Origin of the sequence: Roseibium sp. SCP14, assembly GCF_040329475.1 — a bacterium.
Classification (GTDB): domain Bacteria; phylum Pseudomonadota; class Alphaproteobacteria; order Rhizobiales; family Stappiaceae; genus Roseibium.
Genome location: NZ_JBDZYH010000001.1, coordinates 1,077,276 through 1,098,703 on the forward strand (window position 1 = coordinate 1,077,276; position 21,428 = coordinate 1,098,703).

Below are 21,428 nucleotides of genomic sequence, written 5' to 3' on the forward strand. Positions count from 1 at the left end.
GCAAGAAAGCGTCAGATCAGACGCCCGGTCCAGATCGTGCCGTTGGATCCGTTCTGCGGATCCACACGCACCTGTTGGAACCCTCGCGCCGTCCAGAATTTCAGCCCTGCATGATTGGCACCGCTGACGCCGGCATGAACCGCGCGGACACCCTGTTCCTTCGCTGCTTCGATCCAGCTGTCCAGAAGCAAAGACCCGACGCCCCTGCCTTGAGCCCGTTCAAACAGGTTCATGTGGATGTGAGCGGGGTAATCACCCACGATGTCGTCAGGGATCGGTCTCGGGTGATGTATGGTCTTTGCGCGCAATTCATCGGGAGACAGCTCTGCGTTATCGAAACCTGGATCCGGATAACGTTTTCTCAAAGCCGGCCACCACTCGGCTTCGAGGCGGCGTTCAAAAACACGTGTGTCGGCCGCGCCGGCTGCGTAGCCGACGACGCCTTCGCTGTCCTCTGCGACAAAACTGATCAGGCCGGGAAGCGCCACATATGGAGCGGCATAAATCTGACCGATCAGCTCGGGATGATTGTAAAGCGAGGTTGCATCCTTCCCTCCGTCACCTGTCTTGAGGCAGATTTCATAAAGGGTTTCCAGGTCGCCCACCTGCCCAATTCGTATCGTGAAGCCGTCACTCATTCCTCACCTTTTCCAATCACCAATCGGCAGCTTGAGACCTGACCTTACGTCAGCTCAAAATCACTACAACCCATTGTTCAAAAATGCAAATTTGCAACACTTACCAGAGATAAACACGCTCGACAGACCACAGCGATTGCCGAACCTCAGATTGCAACATATGAACGGCGCACTAATGAAATTTGATAGGGGGCTATCATGCGCGTTTTCTTGAGCGCTCTGATTCTGATCGCTGTTTCAACCATTGCACAGGCAGACACGATCCGCCGCACAATTCCCGCAAACAAAACCTCCACTGTGGGTGCTCACGCAACCTATGGACCGTTTTGCAAAGCTGGTGCCATTCCAAAGATGAAGGTTACCAAGGAGCCGGAACACGGAACGGTCAGCTTCAGGCAGGTATCCTACAAGCTTAGCGAGGGCGCCGGTCGTTGCGCAGGTCAACAAGTGAAAGGAACCGCGGTCATCTATAAGCCGAAGCGCGGCTACCGGGGCAAGGATGTCTTCAAGGTTGGCTTTACTATGGATATGTACACTGCCGGCTCCGGCAAGATCCGCAATGTGGTCGACAAATATCTCATCGAAGTGAAGTAGGCAGATGGCGGCACGCCTCCATCTGTCTTACCTGTCCTTCCAGCCGTACAACCAGTAGGCCCCTTGCAGATAAACTCGGCGGAATGCCGGGAACGGGAATTTTCTGAACGGTTGCTGCAATGGTTTGGGCAAGTCCTGCGGTCTGATTGCTCCGGTAATCAGGCCGGCGATTTTTTCTCCTGAAATCGAAGCCATTGCGATACCGCTGCCGTGCCATCCCATCGCGGCGAAGACACCTTCCATGCCGGGCACTTCACCGACAAATGGTGTCAAGGCACGCGCCAGACAGACGTGGCCATACCAATTGAATTCTGTTTCGACACCCGCCCAGGCCGGAAACATCGACTGAAAGTCGGCTCGGGCTCGCTTTCGCATCGCCGCCAGCGCAGGCGCATTTTCAAAGATGCCACCACGTGTTCCGAACAGGAAGCGCCGATCCGGCATCAATCGGAAATAGTGCAGCAAGATGCGGGTATCTGCAGCCATCGTATTCGACGTCCATCCCTGGGCGGCCAACTCGTCGTCGCTCAAGGGTCTTGTCACCTGGATCGATGACATCACCGGCAATGTACGTCCGTGCAGCCACTTGGGTGCATCTTCACGCGCATATCCGTTTCCGGCCAACACCACTTTTTTTGCGCGGACAAAGCCGTGCTTGGTTTCCAGACACCAGCGATCTCCGTCCCGGCTCAGATCGGTGACCGCAGACTTGCCGAAAATCTTGCCGCCTGCGTTCCTGACCTGCCCGGCCAGTGCCTGGACGTATTTCATGGGATTGAGAGCGAAGCCATAGGGCATATGGAGGCCGCCGAAGAAACCAGGGCCGCCATAGCCTTCTGCATCAAGGTCTGCTTTTGTCAGCACCCTCGCGTTGATACCGAAATGTTCCTTTAGAAATTCTGCATCCGATTTCAGAGACGAAAAATCCTTCTGGCGATGGGCCAGAGAAATCTCACCTTGCGAGTGCCGATCGGCGTCGATGCCCCAGCTTTCAAGGCGCTGTGCAACAAGATTGATGCCGGCAACCTGATAAGCCATGAACTTGCGTGCTTCCTCAAGTCCGTACTTGCGGATCAGCTGTCGTTCATCGAGCTTCGTTCCACCCAGACAGCAAAATCCGCCATTCCGTCCCGATGCACCATAACCGACATGTTCTGCTTCGAGTACACACACCGACACGCCCGCCTGGGTGAGTTTCATGGCAGCGCTCAGCCCGGCGAAACCGCCTCCGATGACCGCAACATCAAACAACGCGTTGCCGATCAGCTGCTTGTCCTGCCGAGGCTGGGAGATACTGGCTTCCCAGTAGCTGTCTATGGTTTTTCTCACGTCGGTACGAAGTTGCAACATCTTAAATTCCAAGCCTGTCGCGCAGGGAGAACCAGGTCATTGCCAGCACAAGCAATGGGAAGCGAAGCTTGTCTCCACCTGGAAATGCCGGAATGTTCAGCTTTTCAAACGCGTCGAACCGCTGGCCGGAATCGGCTTGACCGCCATTGCGACCTGACGCCCGCCAACCAATTCTGTTGGCCTCCAGCAAAACGACATTCATCCCGCTGCGAGCCAAATTGAGAGCAGCCCACAGCCCTGTGTAACCTTCGCCGACAATGCAGACATCGCGAGCCAGGGTTACCTGAAGCGCGGGAAAAGAGGTTCGCCGATTGGCGATCGCAGGGCAAAAGGAAGGCGCGTGCTGACCGGGCGTTTCCTTCGCCGTCAGAAGATCAAGGACTGTCAGCATGTCGTGTCGCCGGTTCCTCTCGATATCGCTTTCGTTTGCAGCCTGGAAAGTGGCGCCACCTTCCCTTGAACAGCCGTAGGATTCAAGGTGAAATCAGGTAGGTTCGGCCAAATTTCGCTTGATTTTGCAGTCTCTTGAGGTTCCCCTAGCGGCAATCCTGTGCCTAAGGCACTGACCAGATGACTTACAAGAAGGGCGAAACTGTGTTTGGACCTGTTGAACATCCGTGGCTGGACCCGCTTTGGTGCCGGATCCTGCTGGTAGCTTTTTGTGCCGGCTGGACGGGTGTAGAGTATCTTACCGGCAGTACAACCTGGGTCTTTATCGCCGGTGCGATCTGCCTTTATGCTGCCTGGGCTTACCTTGTCACGTACAAGGGACCGGACGATCCAAGCCGGAAGACGCGCCCGCGCATGGATGACAACGAGGGATAGGCAGCCAATGCAGCAGGACACCAGCAGCCGGTCGGTACAGTTTCTTGATCCGCTCTGCTATGGCTTCTTGCAGGTCATCCAACTGGTGGTTTTTCTTTCAATTTTCGTCACCACAAATGCCCTGGCAACCGACAAAGCCGTTTCGAGCGCCCCTGCGTCCATACAGGATGTTCTGAACAAACGTTGCGTCGTTTGCCATGGCTGCTATGACGCGCCCTGCCAACTGAAACTGTCCTCTGCTGATGGCTGGCAGCGCGGTGCGACCAAGGCAAAGGTCTACGATTCCTCCCGGCTACAGGATGCACCGATGACACGCCTTGGCATTGATGCCAAGACTGTTCCGGAATGGCGGAAGAAAGGGTTCTTCTCAGTTACGCAAAGCAACGGTGCGCCGTCAGTACTTGAACAGATGCTGGTATTGGGACGCAAGAATACGTTGGATCTGGGGGCACCCCTGCCAGACACGATCGACATAGGCACCTCCCGAAAGAACAGCTGTCCTGCCTCTTCAGAAATGAGCGGTTACATATCCGATCATCCCTTCGGAGGCATGCCTTTCGCAACCGCTCCCCTGCCCAGTGAAGATTATGAACGCCTGCTCGCCTGGGCGGCAGACGGTGCTGCGGCCGACAGCACCAAGGCGGAAAGGCCGGAGGCGGTCAGAAAACAGATCCGGGAAATCGAAACCTTCTTCAATCAGGAAGATCCAAAGGCCAAGCTGACCGCGCGCTACATCTTTGAGCACCTGTTTCTTGCGCATCTTCATCTTGAAGACGACAGCCCGGACCGCTTCTACCGCATCATCCGCTCCCGGACCCCTTCCGGCGTGCCGCCGGATGAGATCCCGTCGCGTCGCCCGTTTGATGATCCAGGTGGCAATTTCCATTACCGGATTATCCCGATAGACGGCACCATCCTGCACAAGGAACATATCGTCTACGAGATCGGGCCAGAGCGATTGAAGAGATATCAGGATCTCTTTCAAAAACCGGACTGGGCTGTAGCTGTTCTCCCTGCCTATTCAAATTCGGCAGGAGGCAATCCGCTTTCGACATTCAAGGCCATTCCCGCACGCAGCCGTTACCAGTTTCTGCTGGATGACGCGCTGTACTTCGTTCGCTCGTTCATCCGCGGCCCGGTCTGTTACGGCCAGGTTGCCGTTAACGTCATTCAGGACAGGTTCTGGGTGTCCTTTCTTGCGCCGGGGTCTGACCTGTCCGTGATTGATCCGACATTCCTGGAACAGGCAATTCCAATGCTGGAGCTCCCCGTTGCGGAGTCCGACGGCAAGCTCCAGGATCGCCTGAACAGCTTTCTGCTGGCAGGACCGGTCAAATACCAGGCGTTCAGACGCGACCGCTATGCCGTTCGCGCCGAGCAAAAGGGCGGGCTGGGCTATGACGACATATGGGACGGTGACGGGGCGAACTTAGATGCGCGCCTGACCATCTACCGCAACTTCTCCTCGGCATCAGTTGTTACAGGCTATGAGGGCGCAATTCCGGAAACCGCATGGGTGATCGACTTTCCGTTGTTTGAGCGGATCTATTACGATCTCGTTGCAGGGTTTGATGTTTTTGGCAATGTCGAACACCAGCTGACGACACGGATTTACATGGACAGCCTGCGCCGGGAAGGCGAGCGGATGTTCCTGAACTTCATGCCACCGAAAATGCGTCGTCCGATGCACGAGAGCTGGTACCGCGGTCCTCTCGTCAATCTGGTAGATATCTGGAAGGAAACACCGCTTGATGCCACTTCTCCTACCGGAGTGACATTCGAGACAGGTCAGCCGAAAGCAGAGTTTCTTGGCAGGTTGCTGGAAATCGAGCCCATGCTCTGGCCTGTCAGCGACCCCATAAATCGCTGTGAAGGTGACGTATGTGCGCCGACGAGTACGATTGCGGGGCAGCTTCGCCCGCTTACCGTCAAGCCAGCTCCCTTCGCCAAATACCTTCCGGATATCTCCGTGCTCGTTGTGGAAACTGAAACGTCGCAAGAAGTGTTCACGCTGGCGCACGACAAGGCGCACAGCAATGTCGCGTTCATTTTCAACGAGGACCTGCGCCGGGAACCGGACAAGGACACACTCACAATCGTTCCAGGCCAGTTCGGCAGCTATCCGAACTTCGTGTTCAGGGTGAGCTCGCAAGACCTGCCAGCCTTTGTCGAGGCGGTCCGGGAGATCGACAGCCAGGACGCCTATGTGGATGTCATAGACCGTTTCGGCGTTCGAAGGACCCACCCGAACTTCTGGTCGACTTTTGACCTCGTGCAAGCTCACATGAACGCGCAAAATGCAGTTCAGGCCAGTCTTCTCGACTTGAACCGCTATGTCGATCCCAAGCCGTCCGATCCGATCGAGCGGCTGTTTGAATACACGTTCTCGTTCGACTGAAGATGGCATCGGGCGCCTTCAAGCCGCCCCTAATTCCCCGATCATCCAGTCGCAAAAGATCTGTGCGTCAGGATTTAGCGCCTGACGCGGCCTGTCGGTCACAAGATAGTAGCTGTGCCTGCTCTTCAGCTTGCGTTCGCAAGAGCGAACCAATCTGCCACTCTCAAGATAGGGATCTGCGAGGGTCTGCAGCACAAGGGCATGACCGTGACCCAGTGCCGCCAATTCCAATGCAGACAGGGTCTGATCGACTTGCAATCCGTTTCGAGGCGGGACCGCATGACCGAAACTGCGGAAGAAATTTTCCCAGGTGTCAACAACACCCATGATGTCCAGACGGCTTGCATTGCTGAGCAAATCGAGATCGTTTCCGCCCGACGGCAATGCCCGGTCCGGATGACAGACGGGAATGATCGGGTCATTGAGCAGAAACTCCACCGCTCCGTCGGTCCAACTTCCGTCTCCGAACCGAACGTCGATGTCGAAGAGTTCCGGGCTTAACGTTTCTGCCCAGGACGCCGAGATCATCTGCAATTCGATGCCCGGATGCGCCTCTTGAAAGGACCTGATCCTGGGGATCATCCAGAGTTGGCCGAAACTGTTCAGGCACCGGAACCGTACAGGCCTGCGATCCCGTTCGCCAAAGACGGAGACCGTTGCGATGGACAGATCGGAGAATGCCTTTTCGACGGTCGGCAGATAGGTTTGCCCGAGACGCGTGAGCACCAGTTCCCGGTGTGCCCGTTCGAAGAGCGGATAGCCCAGATGTTGCTCCAGCTGACGGACCTGATAGCTGACTGCTGCTGGCGTGATCAGCAATTCCTCGGCAGCCCGCGTGAAGTTACCTAGACGTGCAGCAGCTTCGAAAGACCGCAGCCATGGCAATGAAGGAAGATTGTACGCCATTCGATCACTCAGCTTCGCGATAGCCATTTGATAGAGGTCGGAAAGCCAATCCAACCTTGCCTATCAATACTTTCCTTCAAAATTTTTCAAGGTAAGGCCAAATAATTTTTCGCTTCAGGAATTCCGGCGCCTCGCAGAAAGTAAGTTCAGAGTGAACACCTCGGGAATCGCCGTGAATGAATGAAGTTGACTACGTCATCGTCGGTGCAGGCTCCGCCGGCTGCATACTGGCCGAACGGCTGAGCAAAGATCAGAACACAACCGTCCTGCTGCTGGAGGCAGGAGGTTCGGATGCTTCTCCCTGGGTGTCGCTGCCGCTCGGATACGGCAAACTCAACTCTGATCCCAAACGGACCTGGCGGTTCCGGACCGAACCGGATGAAGGGCTGGGCGGACGCAGCGCCTTCTGGCCACGCGGCAGACTGCTTGGCGGGTCCGGCTCGATCAACGCCATGGTCTATTGCCGAGGATTGCCCGGCGACTTCGAAGACTGGGAAACTTCCGGTGCTGCAGGCTGGGGCTGGCAGAATGTAAAGGCAACTTTCGAGCGTCTCGAAACCAAGGTGACCCCACATGGCGAACGTGATGGCCGCGGAGCCATCCAGGTTCAGAACGTGACCGACCGTGTGCACAAATTGAACCGCCATTTCTTCAGTGCGATCAGGGAAGTCGGTCTTCCCTGGACAGAGGATTTCAATGGAGATTATCCGGAAGGCGGCGGCGTCTACCAGATCAATACAAGCAATGGAATTCGGTGCTCTTCTGCCCGCGCGTTCCTGCGCCCCGCCCTGAAACGCAATAACCTGATCGTGCGGAAACACGCCTCCGTCAGACGCCTTCTTTTGAAGGACAGGAAAACAGAAGGTGTCGAGCTGGCCAGCGGCGAGAGAGTTATCGCCCGGCAGGAAGTGATCCTGTCGGCGGGCGCGATCGGCTCCCCGCAACTGCTTCAGGTTTCGGGCATCGGCCCCGGGGCACTGCTGCACGAACTTGGAATTGAGGTGGTCCACGCGAACGACAATGTCGGTGGAAATCTGCAGGACCACCTGGCGGCCAATTTCACCTTCGTCGCGAAAGAGCCCACTCTGAACGCGGTGTTGCGTCCACTCTGGGGACAAGCTCTGGCGGCCTTTCAATATGCCGTCACACGCAAAGGACCTTTGTCGCTATCAGTAAATCAGTGTGGGGGCTTTGTTCGCTCCACCCCCGGCTTGAACCGCCCGGATCAGCAACTCTACTTCAACCCGATCAGTTATCGCCTGACACCTGACAACGGCAGATCAAGACTGGCGCTCGATCCTTTCAACGGCTTCATCATATGCGCCCAGCCAGCCCGGCCGACCAGCCGTGGCCGGGTGGACATTAGGAGCAGTGACACAAGTATCGCGCCCCGCATTCAGCCGAACTCCCTTTCCACGGAGGAAGACCGGCAATCCGTGATTGCGGGTGGTCGGCTTTGCCAGAAACTCATGGCCAGTGAAGCGCTGAGCAGTCTGGTCGAGGCGTCGGTCTCCCCTCACCTTGCCAGTCTGGACGACGAAGGCATTCTGTCCGACTTTCGCGAGCGTGCATCGACCGTCTTCCACCCCGTTTCCACCTGCCGCATGGGTGATGACAGGATGACCGCCGTGGTCGACAGCCGCCTGAAAGTTCATGGTATCGAAAAGCTGCGGGTCATTGATGCCTCCGCCTTTCCGAATATCACATCAGGCAATACCAATGCCCCAACCATGATGCTGGCCCTCAAAGGAGCAGACCTCATTCTTGAAGACCGGAAAAGAGCATAAGATGACAGCCCAGGAAATAGCACAAGACTACCTGAAAACCGGCAGGCTGGGTGCCCTGCCTGACGGTCATTTCATTGATGGAAAAGTGTTGCCGGCCTCCAGCTGCAAGATGGAAAGCCTGGACCCGGGCCGCGCCGAGGCCTTTGCCGAGTTTTCGCTCGGTGACGACACTGAAATGGACCGGGCGATCGAGGCGGCGGAGCGCGCGGCAGGGCATTGGCGGCAGGTCTCTCCGGGAGAGCGGTGCAGAATTCTCAACAACGTTGCCAAAGTCTTCCGGGACAATGCGAACCGCCTGTCCGTCATTGAGGTGATCGACAGCGGCAAGACGCTGGCCGAGGCGCAGGGCGACGTCCAGTCATCCGCCCGGCTGTTTGAGTATTATGCCGGCGCAGCCGACAAACTGGATGGACGCTCGGTCAACCTCGGCACTGACTACACTGCCTTTACCGTGCGCGAACCGGTCGGGGTCACGGGACACATCATTCCATGGAATTACCCGACATCGACCTTTGCACGCGGCATCGCACCGGCACTTGCAGCGGGATGCTCGGTGGTTGCCAAACCTGCTGAGACGACGCCCTTCACGGCGCTTGTAATGGCCGAGCTGCTGTGCGAAGCAGGTGTGCCGGAGGGGCTGGTAAATGTCGTCACAGGACTGGGGTCCGATGTCGGAGCCAAGATGGCACGCGATCCGCGCATCAAGCAACTGACTTTCACCGGCTCGGTCACCACAGGTGTCAACGTCGCACAGATGGCGGCGCCCAATGTTACACGCCTGACACTGGAACTTGGCGGCAAATCTCCTCTGATTGCGTTTGAAGATGCTGATCCGGAAAAAGTCGCCGACGGTGCCTATTGGGCCATTTTCTCCAACTCCGGCCAGATCTGCTCGGCGGGCTCGCGGCTGATCCTGCACAAGTCGATCAGGGACGAGGTCCTCGACATACTGAAAACACGTGCCGCAGCGATCAAGGTCGGTCACGGCCTGACGGCTCCCGATATGGGAGCGATCAACTCCGAACTGCATCTGTCGCGTATCAAGGCCCATGTGGATGCCGCCAAGGCTCGCGGTGCAAACCTGCTCACCGGAGGTGATGTTACAACGGACCCCGATACCGGCAAGGGATGGTTCTTCCAGCCGACCATCCTTGCGGACCTGACCCCGGATGATCCCGCCGTTCAGGAGGAAATTTTCGGCCCGGTTCTCTCCGTCCAGAACTTCGAGACAGAAGACGAAGCGATTGCTTTGGCCAACGGCACCGAGTTCGGCCTGATCGCCAGCATCTATACACGCGATGTCGGCCGATCCATGCGTGTTGCTGCGGCGATGGACTGTGGCCAGGTTTCGATCAATGATTACTGGGCAGGTGGCCTGGAACTGCCGTTCGGCGGCAACAAGAAATCCGGATACGGCCGCGAAAAGGGCTGGGAAGGGTTGGATGCCTATACCAAGGTCAAGTCGATTACCATCAGCAACGCAAGTTAGGCGGGTTCCCCATGAAGCTCGACCAGATCGAGACGTTTGTCGTTGAAAACGCGCCGCCGCGCCACGGCGGCCGGTATTTCATTTTCGTCAAGCTGGTCACGGCTTGCGGGGGTGTCGGCTATGGCGAAATCTATAATGCCACTTTCGGACCCCATCTGGTCGCCGAAATGGCGAAGGACGTTTTCCGGCGGCAATTCGAAGGCGAAGATCCACACCACATTGAGAAGCTCTGGCACAAGACCTACGGCGCCGGATACACCCAGCGCCCCGACGTCTCCGTTATGGGCGTTCTCTCGGGCCTGGAGATGGCATGCTGGGACATTATCGGCAAAGCGGCCGGCAAACCGGCCTACGAACTCCTTGGAGGCAAGATCCACGAGCGCCTGCGTTCCTACACATACCTCTATCCTGCAGATGGAGATGTATATCCGGATCCGAACAAGCCCAATGTCTATAACGATGCCGACATGGCTGCGGAAGCCGCTGCCAAGGCAGTGGCTCAAGGTTTCACGGCGGTGAAATTCGATCCGGCCGGCCCCTACACAATCTACGACGGCCACCAACCCAGTCTGGCGGATCTGGAGCGTTCGGAACATTTCTGCCGTGCCATCCGCGAAGCGGTCGGGACCGGAGCCGATCTCCTGTTCGGCACGCATGGCCAGTTTACCGTCTCAGGAGCCAAGCGCATGGCCCGGCGGCTGGAAGCCTACGATCCGCTTTGGTTCGAGGAACCGGTGCCACCGGAAAAACCGGAAGACATGGCAGAAGTTGCGCGCAGCACCTCCATTCCGGTTGCCACCGGTGAACGGCTCTGCACCAAATACGAGTTTTCACGGATTCTGGAAACGCGTGCAGCCAGCATCCTGCAGATGAACCTCGGCCGCGTCGGCGGATTGCTGGAAGCCAAGAAGATCGCGGCGATGGCGGAATGTCATTCAGCGCAAGTTGCGCCGCACCTTTATTGCGGTCCCCTGGTCGCTCTTGCAAATATTCAGCTGGCCACCTGCAGCCCGAATTTTCTGGTTCTGGAGTCCATCAGGACGTTCGACGGTTTTTATGCCGACCTCCTGAAAACGCCGATCCGCTGGGAAGACGGCTATGTCATCCCTTCATCAGAACCCGGCCTTGGCCACGATCTCAACGAAGACCTTGCCCGAGCTCACCCCTATCACGGCGAGGAGTTGCATCTCGGCTTTCAGGAAAGCCCGGCAGCGCCACTTTGAATGAAAGGCGCAACGCACGAATTGCCGCTGACTTGAATGAGTTGAGCCAAAACAAGCCTCTTCTCCGGCCGCAACAACACTTTAGACTGGTGTTCTGCAACTTAACGTTATGTGCGCCGCATGGTAGCATTCCGCATGGGAAGTATAGCGGAAATACCAACGCAGCGTTGGCGCTACCGATACTTGTTCTGGATACTCGCCAGTTTCATTCTGGCTGGGTCATCAGTGCAGGCAGCCGAAGATGTTCGAGTGGCGCTGGTCATCGGCAATTCTCAATACAGTTCGGTGCCTTCGCTAACCAATCCCAGTCACGATGCAGCGGACATAGGCGCGGCACTGACACGGCTCGGCTTCACCGTGGAGGAGCGCCACAACCTTGACTCACGCGCGCTGAACATTGCCTTGCGCGACTTCTCCCGCAAGGCCAATGCCGCCGACATGGCAATCATTTACTTCGCCGGGCACGGTATCGAGATCGACCAGAGGAACTATCTTGTGCCTGTCGATGCAATTCTCGAGCATCCCTCCGACGTAACTTTCGAAGCCACCGAGATGCACAAATTCCTTCAGGCTGTCGAGGGTGCCAAAACGCTCCGCCTGCTGTTGCTCGATGCCTGCCGTGACAATCCCTTCCTCAGACGAATGGCGGACGCATCTACGCGATCCTTGAGCCGCGGTCTCAGCAGAATCGAGCCGCAGGCGGGAGTATTGGTTGGTTATTCGGCCAAGAGCGGCACGGTGGCGATGGATGGTACGGGTCGAAACAGTCCTTATGCCGAAGCGTTGCTGGCGCACATGGAAACACCCGGGCTGGAAATCGGACAACTGTTCCGGCGGGTGCGTGACACAGTGCTCAACAACACTCGGGGTTTCCAGGAACCGTTTACATACGGGTCGTTGCCTGCAGCCGACATTTACCTCGCCGCTCCCCCTCCGACCGGCCCCTCGACTGCTGAAATCCTCCGGGACTTTCTCGCAGCCGATTCTCGCAACTCGGAGGGAAGTTGGCAGGCTTTCATTGGTCAATATGACGGAGTGGCTTCCGAAGACGTGATCGGCCGTGCCCGCGATAAGCTGGCGGCCCTTCGTCGCCGAGATCAGAGCCTTTCCGGAAGCCAGATGCCAAGCCACACAATTGCCGTGGAAGACAGCCCCCTCATTCGCGCCTGTGACCAGCTTGCCGCCGACCCGGACGATCCGGATCGACCGCGCGAAGCAACTGGCGTGGAACTTGGGCAGATTGATGTCAGCGCAGCTGTGACGGCTTGTACACTGGCGACTTCAGGTCACGTGAACAGCGCGCGGAGCCATTACCAACTGGCGCGCGCACTGACCGCTGCCAATTTTCCGGATCGGGCACGAAAGGCCTTGTCCCGTTCGATTGAACTTGAATATGCAGCGGCCGGCTTCTTTTTGGGCAAATCCATGCTCACGGCTCCCGGAGGGCTGAAAGACGCGCAAGAAGCTGTCGCGATCCTCGAGGAGGCTGTTGCCAACGGCAATATGGCAGCCGCGCGCTTTCTGGGCGACTTCTTCACCGACAACGGTGCGCGGCTTGTCGTCAGAGGCAAGTCGCCGCTCGAGTACTATCAAATTGCCGCGGCTGGTGGTGATGTCACCGCTCAATTCAAGGCCGGCTCCAAACTGATTTCGATGTCAAACATCAGTATCAGTCAGCGACGAAAGGGAATTGCGTGGCTTGAAGCCTCAGCGGATGGCGGACATCAACATGCTCGCTTGCGGTTGGCCAAGTTTTACCTGTCGCCCAGAACGGCACCTGAGCTACGGAACATTTCACGCGGCATTCAGTTGTTGCATATCGCAGTCGACGCTAACGACATAGAAGCTGCCCTTCTCCTTGCCCGGCGTTATCGTCTCGGGGACGGCGTTCGGCCAGACCTGGAACTCTCGATCAAGCTGACGAAGAAAGCGGCGATGGGTGGCGACCCGCTTGCGATCGTGGAAGTCGGTTATGGTCATGAGACCGGGCGCGGTCTTGAACGGAACCCTTCGCTCGCCGCATCGTCTTATTTCGAAGCACTGGCTGCCGGGAGTGCTCTACCATATCTGCGGCAAGCCGATGAATGGCCGGTCGCCACCACACGCGCCTTGCAACATCTGCTCGCGCGTTCGCCAAAGGCCAGGTATCGAGGTCCCATAGACGGAGATGTCGGACCGGGAACACGGGCAGCGATGGCGCGGCTCTGCGCCTGTCGCGATGGTTGGCCGGTTCGTTTTGCAACGCTGTTCCAGGTGGCCGAGGCCCAGAACCCGTGAGAACTGAACCGTGGTCCCCCGAGCTCTATTTGATCGTGCAAGCCGAATATTCGAACTTTTGGACGTGTTTCTCAGATCCAAGCTTTCACAAGGCAAAGCCCTTCAGACGGTCAGGCTAGAGTGCCCAGCCCCGCCAAGCCATTCGCCCTGACGTTCCCTCTTTGTCATGACCAAGGCCGGTTCAATGCCTTTGAATACAATTACCGATCTTGATCAATGGACAGATCATGCGGCCATATGGACAAGTCATTCTGGATGATGAATTGCTCGCCGAACGGCAAACCGTGATCAATTCTTTTGAGCCATGTCCTCGTGGTCCCGTTTTCAGGCAAGCTCAAGCGCAGAAAGACTGGAACATCCCAAATACACTTAAACTTCACGAGCAAATTGTGATGAGACCGTTTTGAGTTTTTACCGGCTTCAGAATGGGTCTGCTCAACAGAGTACTCGATGATTTCTCCCAGTATCCTCTCGCCAGAGGTTACAAACGTTGGAAGCTTTTCGACGGTTTTGCTGCGAAACCGGCCAAGAAGATTCTTCTGTGTTCGCGCCGCCAAATGGAGCAGGAGGAAAAGGCAGGCAGTGAGCATCAGAGCTACGGTGAAAACCGTTAGCGGAAACGCCGTTGTCAACCACGATAGCGCAGTCACAAATGAAGATTCTGCTGGTTCAATCACGAACCGGGTTTTGCCTTCAGCTTCCAGGTAAGTTCCAAGTGCTGAAAGAGCAATCAGGAAGAGAACGCCCCCCAAAACGATTTGCATAAAAGCAAACATTATGATCCGCTTGGAGCTCAGTTCGTCGGCGACAATTACATCCTTAGGCTCGGATCCAAAACGGTTTACGGTTCTGCATTCCAAATCGGAAAACCTGTCAAAAAACCAGTTTCCCTGATCGTAGAGAGATCCAGGAACTCGCTGGATGTTCTTTTCCGAACCTGTTCTTGAAAGAAGGATCTGATTGTTCTCCAGATCCTGACCAAGAAACAGCAATTCCGTTTCCCAACCCCATCGTGCAGCATAGAATATCTTCACAAAATCAATGAAAAGAGCGAATCCCACCAGCGAGGCAATCACAAGAACCGCCAATGAAACCCAGGTTAAAGGCGTGCTCTCCAACCAGAAGAAAGCCACGGTCAACCCGTGAACGCCAACGGTCGAAGCGCACAAGACATGAAACAGCACGAACAGCGCTACAAACCAGGAAGGAAGATAATCTTGTGCCTTCCTCCAGTAGCTTGAGGCACTCGAAGAAGCATTGTCACCGCGCCTGCTCCCCTTAAAAAAAAAGCTCAGCACCAAAGGAAGAACAAGGGCAACTGCAAGAAGAATGTATCCTGCAATCTGGACAAACGCAGGGATCATGCCTGCCATTTCAGGGAACATCTGCTGCCCCGGGCGGGTGTGCAAACCCCAGTGCCCGAAAACCACAAATGCAAATCCAACCATGAAGGTCATCAAAACGAGCATTTGAACTTCACACAAAACCTCGAGGAAAAAACTGTAAACTCACTCATTTCAGTTGAACGAAAGGTAAGCACACCCAATTTCCTCCTTTCAAAAATTGAACAGAACATTCTGTTTCCTCCTTCACCGGAACTCACAACCCACCTGCCAATTCCTCTAGAAAGTGACTGCTGCACTGAAATAGAGACGTGGAGCTTCTTCACGGTCATCGAGATCATGACCAGACAACGGAACATTCAGCGACAAATCAAACCAACCTTTTTCGCCGAAAATCGTACGCACCCCCGCCCCGGTTGAAAACAGGGAGTTGTTTCCCGAAGGATCGTGGTTCCACACCCTGCCCCCATCGATGTAGGCATAGGGCTGAATGGAAACGGGATCCAGGAGTGGAAATGTTTTCGACAGTTCAATCGACGCCGCGAAACCGCTATCGCCCGAAAGAGAAGAAGCCTGGTATGCCCGTCCGTATCGTGAGCCCCCGAGATAAAACTCCTCCAACGCCAAAAGCCGCGTTGGACTATACTGCGCATCAATCGTGAGCCGCCCGATCAGGCCTCCCCAAAGTGCTTGATCGATCCGAGCCCCTCCCTCAATTTTCGCGAAATCAGACCATCCCCCGGTTCTCGAAGCCTGCGAAGAGTTTCTCTCCGTGTTGTCGAACACGTCGAAGCCCTTTGAAATTGCAAGAAAAGCACCCGCAATCCGGCCATTACTCCGCTTCTCGTAACTTGCTCCTGCGCGTACCGACCAGATCGTGTCATGCGTTATTGTTTCGCCCATAAGACGAGACTTCTGAGTCTGATAACGACCTTCGATATGGCCACGAAGTGTTTGTTTCCTGTTCCTTAGAAAGGGGAAGTCCAACCGCGCCGACACAAGCCCCGCAGTTCCTTCAACACCTAACGGCGTTAGCACCCCTCCTTCTTCAGAGCGAAGATACGAGGCCTGAGAGGTGAAAGATAACCCGTTGTTGCCAATGAGTTCTTTATGACTGACCTGAAGGTGCCCCAGTGAACCGGCACCGTCTTGTGCAGGCAACAGCGTTGATACACCCAGAGAGGTTTCTTCAGAGCGTCCCGTCCAGGATCGCAACGAGACGGATCCCTGGACGCGGTACCGCCCCAGGGTTTTGCTGCCCCGATTGTTTTTCGATAAGCGCGCACTGAATTCATCGTGCTCGATCAGCAGGTGCAAATCGGCCGCTCCCGCTGTCTTGGCAGACGGCCTGAGAACAGACTTCACGGAAACCCCGGGCATATCGCGAATTAGAAGCAGGCCCCTTTCCAGATCATCGATATGCAATGGCCGCGAGGCTTTGATCCTTTCTGCGTATGCCAGGATACGTTCCCGATCTGGACCAAGGAAGAAACCATCCCTGATCGGCTCGAGTATCACTCGATCGATGTATCCCTCAACCACGACAAGCTGGATTTTGAAGCCACCACCAGATTTGACGGCTAAAGGTACAATCGTGGAAAGGAAATAACCTTCGTTGCGATATTTCGCCGTGAGTTCCGCAACGACTGCAAGAATTTCGTCAAGTTTGCTGGTCTTGTTGAGAAAACGTTGCCAAGGCGATCGAAGTTCCTGATCGGAGAAAATCGTGTTCCCTTTGAACTCGACTCCGACGATAAGAATATCGATGTCACTTTTCTCATCCGGCTTTTTCTTCTGAACTTCTTTGAGTGAAAGATCTCCTTTCTGAACTGGTGCTGGAGAACTCAACTCATTGTTCAGATCATTCAGAAGGTTACGAGAAGAGGCCAGGCTCCGTTCATTACCTTGCGCAGGCAGATGCACGGAGAGAAGGAAGCTTGCAAAACAGCAAGCCCTCAAAAGATGGACGCTCATTATCGAGACGAACTGTCATTGGTTGATATGATTGCGGAACAGTCCGCTTTCTTATCGACCACTTTCTGTTCGGACGAAGCGTGAGCATCAATGGAATGGTTCAAACACTTCGAAACACTCATCAGTGCCCAGCGCGCATCGATCCCGGCACTGCCCCTTTGCCGATCTTGGTCGGGCTCCGCTAGCGTTCTGTATGCGTCGTCTGTACTTACTCCGGCATCTCTGTCATCGGGTACGGGCATCGGAGTTGGTGCAACTGGCTCGGGATCAGGCTTCGGGTCTGGTGAGGGCGGCAAAACCGGATCCGGTACAGGATCGGGTTCGGGATCCGGCGATGGTGGCAGAACTGGATCAGGATCGGGTTCCGGGTCCGGGGACGGTGGTAATACGGGGTCAGGAGCGGGCGGAGGTACCACATCAGAGTACTCCGGCAATTCTCCCAACAGTTCCTCGGAGTAGTTCTGGGCATCGCCTTGCACTTTGGCAGCACTGTTATCTGAAATCTTTTGAGCATCTTGCGTTACGTCGACATTGTAGACCGTTGTCAGATAATCAGCCGTCGCGCCGCCTATCGCTGCTCCGAACTTCTCGGGAGCTTCGTCAACCCATCTCACATGCGAAGGCGCTTCCACTTGAACTGCGTCGACTGCTCCATATCCGTATGGTTCCGGCTTGAGACCAGAACCGCCCGAGCCGTGAGCATCCGTGTTGTAGCCACCTTGATAGAAGTGATGCACTGTCGCCTCGGGTTCATCAAAACCGCCATTCAGCGGCTTTGGAAGATTGTCCTCCAGCGGAGTGACCCATATGTCCTGGCCATCATCGTCTGCATCGAAATCCAGGAGATTGACGGATTGTTGAAGCGCATAAGAAAATGACTTGGTTCCCAAAAACAGATCATAGATCTCCTGCATATTGTTGGCTGGATTTTCGTTTTTATACAGGTGAAGAAGCGAGGATTCGTTCGCAAAAAGGGTGGGATGCTTGGTATCAACGTCGTTGTGAATGTTCTCGTAGATCATTTCCAGATCAGCATGATCTATCGCGCCATACCCGACCATCACTTCCACAGGCACATCAAAATTGTCGATGTGTTTGTCGTCATCGTGAGCGTGTGGATCTCCTGATGACGAAAATCCATGAAGGTCTATGAGGAAACCGGACCCATGAGTGGTCTCAACGCTCTCCGTCGCCTTGTTGGCGAGAATATGCCAGCTCTTATAAGCATCTACAGCCAGGTCATATTCCCCCTGCTCGTAGGTTACCCAACTATCCTCATGGATCGCATCGTTCTTTTGTTCCGGTCTCAGGTATGAACGATTGACGTCTACGTAAGCCCTTTGAATATTAAAGTTCAATGTGTACGGCTTGGCACCGGGGCTTAGATCGCCGAGAGCTGCGGAGGCCGCATCCATTACAATCGACATATTCGTGTCCCGACCGTGATTGCCGGAATGTTTTTCCCCCACACTTTCATCGGGATCGAAGTCAGGATCTGCTTTGCCGGGCGCATATGCTCCGTCGTGACCGGAAAGCATGATATAGGGCGTATTACCCTCGAAATATTCAACATAGGCTGCGTTGGCGATGTTGGTGTCTTCATCGCCGACGTTGACCAGCTGCTGGACCTCTGCTCCCACACGCAAACTCGTCGCGACCGGTGACTTGTAATTCGTATTGCCTGCAACATCGTCAATAGACTGGGCACTCCCCGAAAGGGTTGGACTGAAGTTTTTGTTGCTCCCAACTGAAATGCGACCGCTACCACCCAGCCCCCTTGCATTCAGGACAGAACCATTTTCCAAATGGATGTGTTGCCCGGAGATAACGATTGCGCCTCCGTCCTGCCCCATCTCGATACCTTCGACGCTCAGCGTCCCACTTACTTTCACCTCGTTTGCAAGTTTCTCGTCCTGGTATTCAATGCCGTTCAGCGGCGGGGCTGAGGGGGGCAAAATCGTCTCGTCCTCGAAGCCGTTTTTGCTCGAACCTGCGTGCACAACGATGCGCCCACCATTCGGAGCAGATATGTCTCCCTGGAGATCGATTACCGGAGCATTTTCGGTCAACCCGGAAAGATTGATCGCGGAATTGATGACCTGTTTGGCAAACGCTGCTGTCACGAGGACAGTTCCGCCTTCCGCATTCACCATCGACCCTTTGGTCGTCAAAACGCCTGCTGGAATCGTGTTCGCGGGATCTGCCCCGGCAATCCTTGCTTCTGCGAGCGTGTCGGACATTTCTATGTTGATGAGCCCATCGCCGGCGAGGTCCAGCACCATGCTTTTTCCTGAGGCCAGATTTACCGTCCCCATTTTCGCATTGATGACGCCCATATTTGCAACGCCGGGAGCTGCCAGCGCCACAAGCCCGCCCTCCGCGACGGTGATGGCTCCGCTGTTCACAACAGAGGCATCCGACCCCTCCTGAGTGATCAGTTTGACATTGCTCAGATCCGAGAGAGCCGGGTCCTCAAGTTCCATTGTCGAGGCGATCAGTCCGCCCACATCAATCTTCGCGCCGGGACCAAAGAGGATGCCGTTACCGTTCAGCAACATGACATTTCCATTGGCGTTCATGCTGCCAAAAATCATACTTGGATTGTTTGCCCCCACCACCTTGTTAACCGTCAATGAATCAGAGGAGGGCTGGACGAAGTTTACCGTCTCATCAGGGGCAATGTTGAAGGACTGCCAATGTATCAGACCGGTCTGACTGGTCTGGTTTAGAGTGGTTGTTTTGGTAACCTCATCAGTCTCGATCGCAATGTCGCCACTTTGAACGCTTCCACCCGTCGGTTCAGCACTTACGCTGCTGACGACACCAGTTGCAATTGCCGTACCTCGCAACATCAAGGCGGCAATTCGCATCGCGGCAGAAAAACTTGTTTGGTTCGTCATTCGGCCCCCCGACAAAATTCCTGCCCACATATCAAGCATTAATAAAGTTTTAACTTGATTCAAAATCACCGAATCAAGAAATAACTCCACTAAATCAATAATTCGAGAAATGAAATCAAGTAACATGAAAACATGTTTCAATTGTATCTACTGTATCAATTTATTGAGTACTGATATCCATGAATTTTACCCCCTTGACGCCTTCAGAGTAACAATCTCCCACATCCGCCATGTCTTGAAATAAATCCAGAACAAAACAACATAATTTTCGATGAAAAATAGAAAATTTAACCAGATATCGTTTTTTGGCAAAGATTAATTTAAAAATTAGTTTGATATTTGGCGACCGATAACACTTTATCATACCATAAAAAACTACAAGTGAGATCTAGGTACGACATATATTAAGAATATATATGAAATTACTTGAAATTATGCTGATTTGACATTTTTGAATTCAAGTACTTAAAAACTTCACATTGGAATTTTTTCTGAGGAATGCTTCATGGTAAGTCAAGAACAAGCAAGTAAGTCTGCGGCAGAATGGATCATAAAGATTGCCACAAGGGCAGAAGGCCATTCAACGGATGCGCTGCTTCCAAGGCGCAAACTCGTGACTTTGAAAATTGGCCTATCTGAGTGCACATGAATGTTGATCAAAGAACTATCTTTTGAAGGCAGCAAAAACGACGACATAACCGCTCTGCTTGTTCCAAGCAGCTCCTCAAATCCATCGGCTGGCATCTTGTTTCTACATTGGGGATTTGGTGACCGAACGAGTTTTGTGCGCGAGGCCGAGATGTATGCGGCGACGGGCGCTACTTCGCTTCTAATCGATGCTCCGGGCTTCGGCTCTCGCAAGGGACCTCGTATCCCTACCAAGAACGCGCCGGCCGCTTTCGCGTTTTGTGAGCAACTCGTTGGTGATCTTCAGCGGGCTCTCGAGTATCTGAGTGCACAGCCGGGTGTCGACACTGGCCGTCTGGCCTTCGTTGGTCACAGTCTTGGAGCATCAATAGGTGGCGCATTCCTGAAAACCGTTCCTGAGATGAAGGCTGCTGCCCTCATGGCCGGTACAGGAATGTTGTCGCACGTCTGGCTGACATCCGCGGTTGCTGACGCTGCACAATTGGTCGAGCCGTTCGATGGCATTCGTTGCTTGCCTCAAGTGCGAACATCATTGCTTCTACAGTTTGCGAAGCATGATGAGTTCATTTCTAAAACCGATGCCGATGCCCAGATTGCTGCCGCTCCCGATCCCAGAGCCGTGGACTGGCAGGACTGCGATCATGCATTTGACGCCAATGCCTTGCAGACAAGATATAACTGGCTCAGCGACCAGTTGGATCTCGATGACAACGTATCTTTCAAAGGCAACCAGACGTTACCAAACTCTCAGATATGGCGTTACAAGATCGCCAAATTCATTCTGCGTGTAACCAATCGTTCTTCGGCATCAAAATAATGCGGTCGGAACGGACCTTGAGCCAGGCGGTCTCCTTCTCAGGCTGGCAGTCAGCGTTTCCAAATAAGCTTCCGTTGTCAAAAGTTGACCTCTCGCAACGAAGGATAGAGGGCGACATTCAACAAAAAACGTCGGGCAACAAAAAATGTCTGGAGCTTCAAAGTGCCGTGTCGGCATTATCCAGTGCCTGGGACTCGACTTGTCCTCTAGTCTAGTCGCAGCAAATGCCACCCTTCCCGAAACTGCCGTCAATCCAACG

The 21,428-nt window shown here is 54.8% G+C and carries 15 protein-coding genes; 8 read left to right on the plus strand and 7 right to left on the minus strand.

The window, feature by feature from the left end; genetic code table 11:
- Positions 1-11: 11 nt before the first annotated feature.
- A complete protein-coding gene (locus tag ABLQ08_RS04950; protein ID WP_352940006.1) occupies positions 12-638 on the minus strand; it encodes a GNAT family N-acetyltransferase in 627 nt (208 codons plus the stop codon).
- 198 nt (positions 639-836) lie between these two features.
- Here ABLQ08_RS04950 and ABLQ08_RS04955 point away from each other — a divergent pair, with 198 nt between their 5' ends.
- Complete coding sequence (locus ABLQ08_RS04955) at positions 837-1,232, plus strand: hypothetical protein (protein WP_352940007.1); 396 nt, start codon at positions 837-839, stop codon at positions 1,230-1,232.
- Positions 1,233-1,259: 27 nt separating this feature from the next.
- On the opposite strand, the gene ABLQ08_RS04960 is transcribed toward ABLQ08_RS04955, so the two are convergent.
- Both ABLQ08_RS04960 and ABLQ08_RS04965 read right to left on the minus strand, forming a co-directional pair.
- Positions 1,260-2,582, minus strand: a complete 1,323-nt coding sequence (locus tag ABLQ08_RS04960; protein ID WP_352940008.1) for an NAD(P)/FAD-dependent oxidoreductase — start codon at positions 2,580-2,582, stop codon at positions 1,260-1,262.
- Between the two features lies 1 nt (position 2,583).
- Complete coding sequence (locus tag ABLQ08_RS04965) at positions 2,584-2,973, minus strand: FAD-binding oxidoreductase (protein ID WP_352940009.1); 390 nt, start codon at positions 2,971-2,973, stop codon at positions 2,584-2,586.
- Between the two features lie 179 nt (positions 2,974-3,152).
- Here ABLQ08_RS04965 and ABLQ08_RS04970 point away from each other — a divergent pair, with 179 nt between their 5' ends.
- Together ABLQ08_RS04970 and ABLQ08_RS04975 are read left to right on the plus strand one after the other, a co-directional pair.
- The gene (locus tag ABLQ08_RS04970) at positions 3,153-3,407 is read left to right on the plus strand and encodes a hypothetical protein (protein WP_352940010.1); all 255 of its coding nucleotides are present in this window, start codon (positions 3,153-3,155) and stop codon (positions 3,405-3,407) included.
- 7 nt (positions 3,408-3,414) lie between these two features.
- The gene (locus ABLQ08_RS04975) at positions 3,415-5,805 is read left to right on the plus strand and encodes a fatty acid cis/trans isomerase (RefSeq protein WP_352940011.1); all 2,391 of its coding nucleotides are present in this window, start codon (positions 3,415-3,417) and stop codon (positions 5,803-5,805) included.
- An 18-nt stretch (positions 5,806-5,823) separates the two neighbouring features.
- On the opposite strand, the gene ABLQ08_RS04980 is transcribed toward ABLQ08_RS04975, so the two are convergent.
- The gene (locus ABLQ08_RS04980) at positions 5,824-6,711 is read right to left on the minus strand and encodes a LysR substrate-binding domain-containing protein (protein WP_352940012.1); all 888 of its coding nucleotides are present in this window, start codon (positions 6,709-6,711) and stop codon (positions 5,824-5,826) included.
- 176 nt (positions 6,712-6,887) lie between these two features.
- On the opposite strand from ABLQ08_RS04980, the gene ABLQ08_RS04985 reads away from it, so the two are divergent.
- The 4 genes from ABLQ08_RS04985 to ABLQ08_RS05000 all read left to right on the plus strand — a co-directional run bounded on the left by ABLQ08_RS04985 (position 6,888) and on the right by ABLQ08_RS05000 (position 13,487).
- A complete protein-coding gene (locus tag ABLQ08_RS04985) occupies positions 6,888-8,498 on the plus strand; it encodes a GMC family oxidoreductase (protein ID WP_352940013.1) in 1,611 nt (536 codons plus the stop codon).
- Between the two features lies 1 nt (position 8,499).
- On the plus strand, positions 8,500-9,987 hold the full coding sequence (locus ABLQ08_RS04990; protein ID WP_352940014.1) for an aldehyde dehydrogenase family protein: 1,488 nt from the start codon (positions 8,500-8,502) through the stop codon (positions 9,985-9,987).
- An 11-nt stretch (positions 9,988-9,998) separates the two neighbouring features.
- The gene (locus ABLQ08_RS04995) at positions 9,999-11,210 is read left to right on the plus strand and encodes a mandelate racemase/muconate lactonizing enzyme family protein (protein ID WP_352940015.1); all 1,212 of its coding nucleotides are present in this window, start codon (positions 9,999-10,001) and stop codon (positions 11,208-11,210) included.
- A 135-nt stretch (positions 11,211-11,345) separates the two neighbouring features.
- Positions 11,346-13,487 carry a caspase family protein gene (locus ABLQ08_RS05000; protein ID WP_352940016.1) on the plus strand — a complete coding sequence of 714 codons (2,142 nt, stop codon included), beginning with the start codon at positions 11,346-11,348 and terminating at the stop codon, positions 13,485-13,487.
- Positions 13,488-13,687: 200 nt separating this feature from the next.
- On the opposite strand, the gene ABLQ08_RS05005 is transcribed toward ABLQ08_RS05000, so the two are convergent.
- The 3 genes from ABLQ08_RS05005 to ABLQ08_RS05015 all read right to left on the minus strand — a co-directional run bounded on the left by ABLQ08_RS05005 (position 13,688) and on the right by ABLQ08_RS05015 (position 19,830).
- On the minus strand, positions 13,688-14,956 hold the full coding sequence (locus tag ABLQ08_RS05005) for a hypothetical protein (RefSeq protein WP_352940017.1): 1,269 nt from the start codon (positions 14,954-14,956) through the stop codon (positions 13,688-13,690).
- Positions 14,957-15,109: 153 nt separating this feature from the next.
- Positions 15,110-16,678 (minus strand): ShlB/FhaC/HecB family hemolysin secretion/activation protein, encoded by a 1,569-nt coding sequence (locus ABLQ08_RS05010; RefSeq protein ID WP_352940018.1) that lies wholly within the window; start codon positions 16,676-16,678, stop codon positions 15,110-15,112.
- A gap of 125 nt (positions 16,679-16,803) precedes the next feature.
- Positions 16,804-19,830 (minus strand): filamentous hemagglutinin N-terminal domain-containing protein, encoded by a 3,027-nt coding sequence (locus ABLQ08_RS05015; protein ID WP_352940019.1) that lies wholly within the window; start codon positions 19,828-19,830, stop codon positions 16,804-16,806.
- Positions 19,831-20,353: 523 nt separating this feature from the next.
- Between ABLQ08_RS05015 and ABLQ08_RS05020 the strand changes: the two genes are divergently transcribed.
- On the plus strand, positions 20,354-21,169 hold the full coding sequence (locus ABLQ08_RS05020) for a dienelactone hydrolase family protein (protein ID WP_352940020.1): 816 nt from the start codon (positions 20,354-20,356) through the stop codon (positions 21,167-21,169).
- The last annotated feature ends 259 nt before the right edge of the window (positions 21,170-21,428 follow it).

Excerpts from the sequence above, each read along its gene's own strand:
- ABLQ08_RS04950 (WP_352940006.1), bottom strand. The coding sequence starts at position 638 with ATGAGTGACGGCTTCACGATACGAATTGGGCAGGTGGGCGACCTGGAA.
- ABLQ08_RS04985 (WP_352940013.1), top strand. The coding sequence starts at position 6,888 with ATGAATGAAGTTGACTACGTCATCGTCGGTGCAGGCTCCGCCGGCTGC.
- ABLQ08_RS04995 (WP_352940015.1), top strand. The coding sequence starts at position 9,999 with ATGAAGCTCGACCAGATCGAGACGTTTGTCGTTGAAAACGCGCCGCCG.
- ABLQ08_RS05000 (WP_352940016.1), top strand. The coding sequence starts at position 11,346 with ATGGGAAGTATAGCGGAAATACCAACGCAGCGTTGGCGCTACCGATAC.
- ABLQ08_RS04970 (WP_352940010.1), top strand. The coding sequence starts at position 3,153 with ATGACTTACAAGAAGGGCGAAACTGTGTTTGGACCTGTTGAACATCCG.
- ABLQ08_RS04955 (WP_352940007.1), top strand. The coding sequence starts at position 837 with ATGCGCGTTTTCTTGAGCGCTCTGATTCTGATCGCTGTTTCAACCATT.
- ABLQ08_RS05005 (WP_352940017.1), bottom strand. The coding sequence starts at position 14,956 with ATGCTCGTTTTGATGACCTTCATGGTTGGATTTGCATTTGTGGTTTTC.
- ABLQ08_RS04965 (WP_352940009.1), bottom strand. The coding sequence starts at position 2,973 with ATGCTGACAGTCCTTGATCTTCTGACGGCGAAGGAAACGCCCGGTCAG.
- ABLQ08_RS04975 (WP_352940011.1), top strand. The coding sequence starts at position 3,415 with ATGCAGCAGGACACCAGCAGCCGGTCGGTACAGTTTCTTGATCCGCTC.
- ABLQ08_RS04980 (WP_352940012.1), bottom strand. The coding sequence starts at position 6,711 with ATGGCGTACAATCTTCCTTCATTGCCATGGCTGCGGTCTTTCGAAGCT.
- ABLQ08_RS05015 (WP_352940019.1), bottom strand. The coding sequence starts at position 19,830 with ATGTTACTTGATTTCATTTCTCGAATTATTGATTTAGTGGAGTTATTT.
- ABLQ08_RS04960 (WP_352940008.1), bottom strand. The coding sequence starts at position 2,582 with ATGTTGCAACTTCGTACCGACGTGAGAAAAACCATAGACAGCTACTGG.
- ABLQ08_RS05020 (WP_352940020.1), top strand. The coding sequence starts at position 20,354 with ATGTTGATCAAAGAACTATCTTTTGAAGGCAGCAAAAACGACGACATA.
- ABLQ08_RS04990 (WP_352940014.1), top strand. The coding sequence starts at position 8,500 with ATGACAGCCCAGGAAATAGCACAAGACTACCTGAAAACCGGCAGGCTG.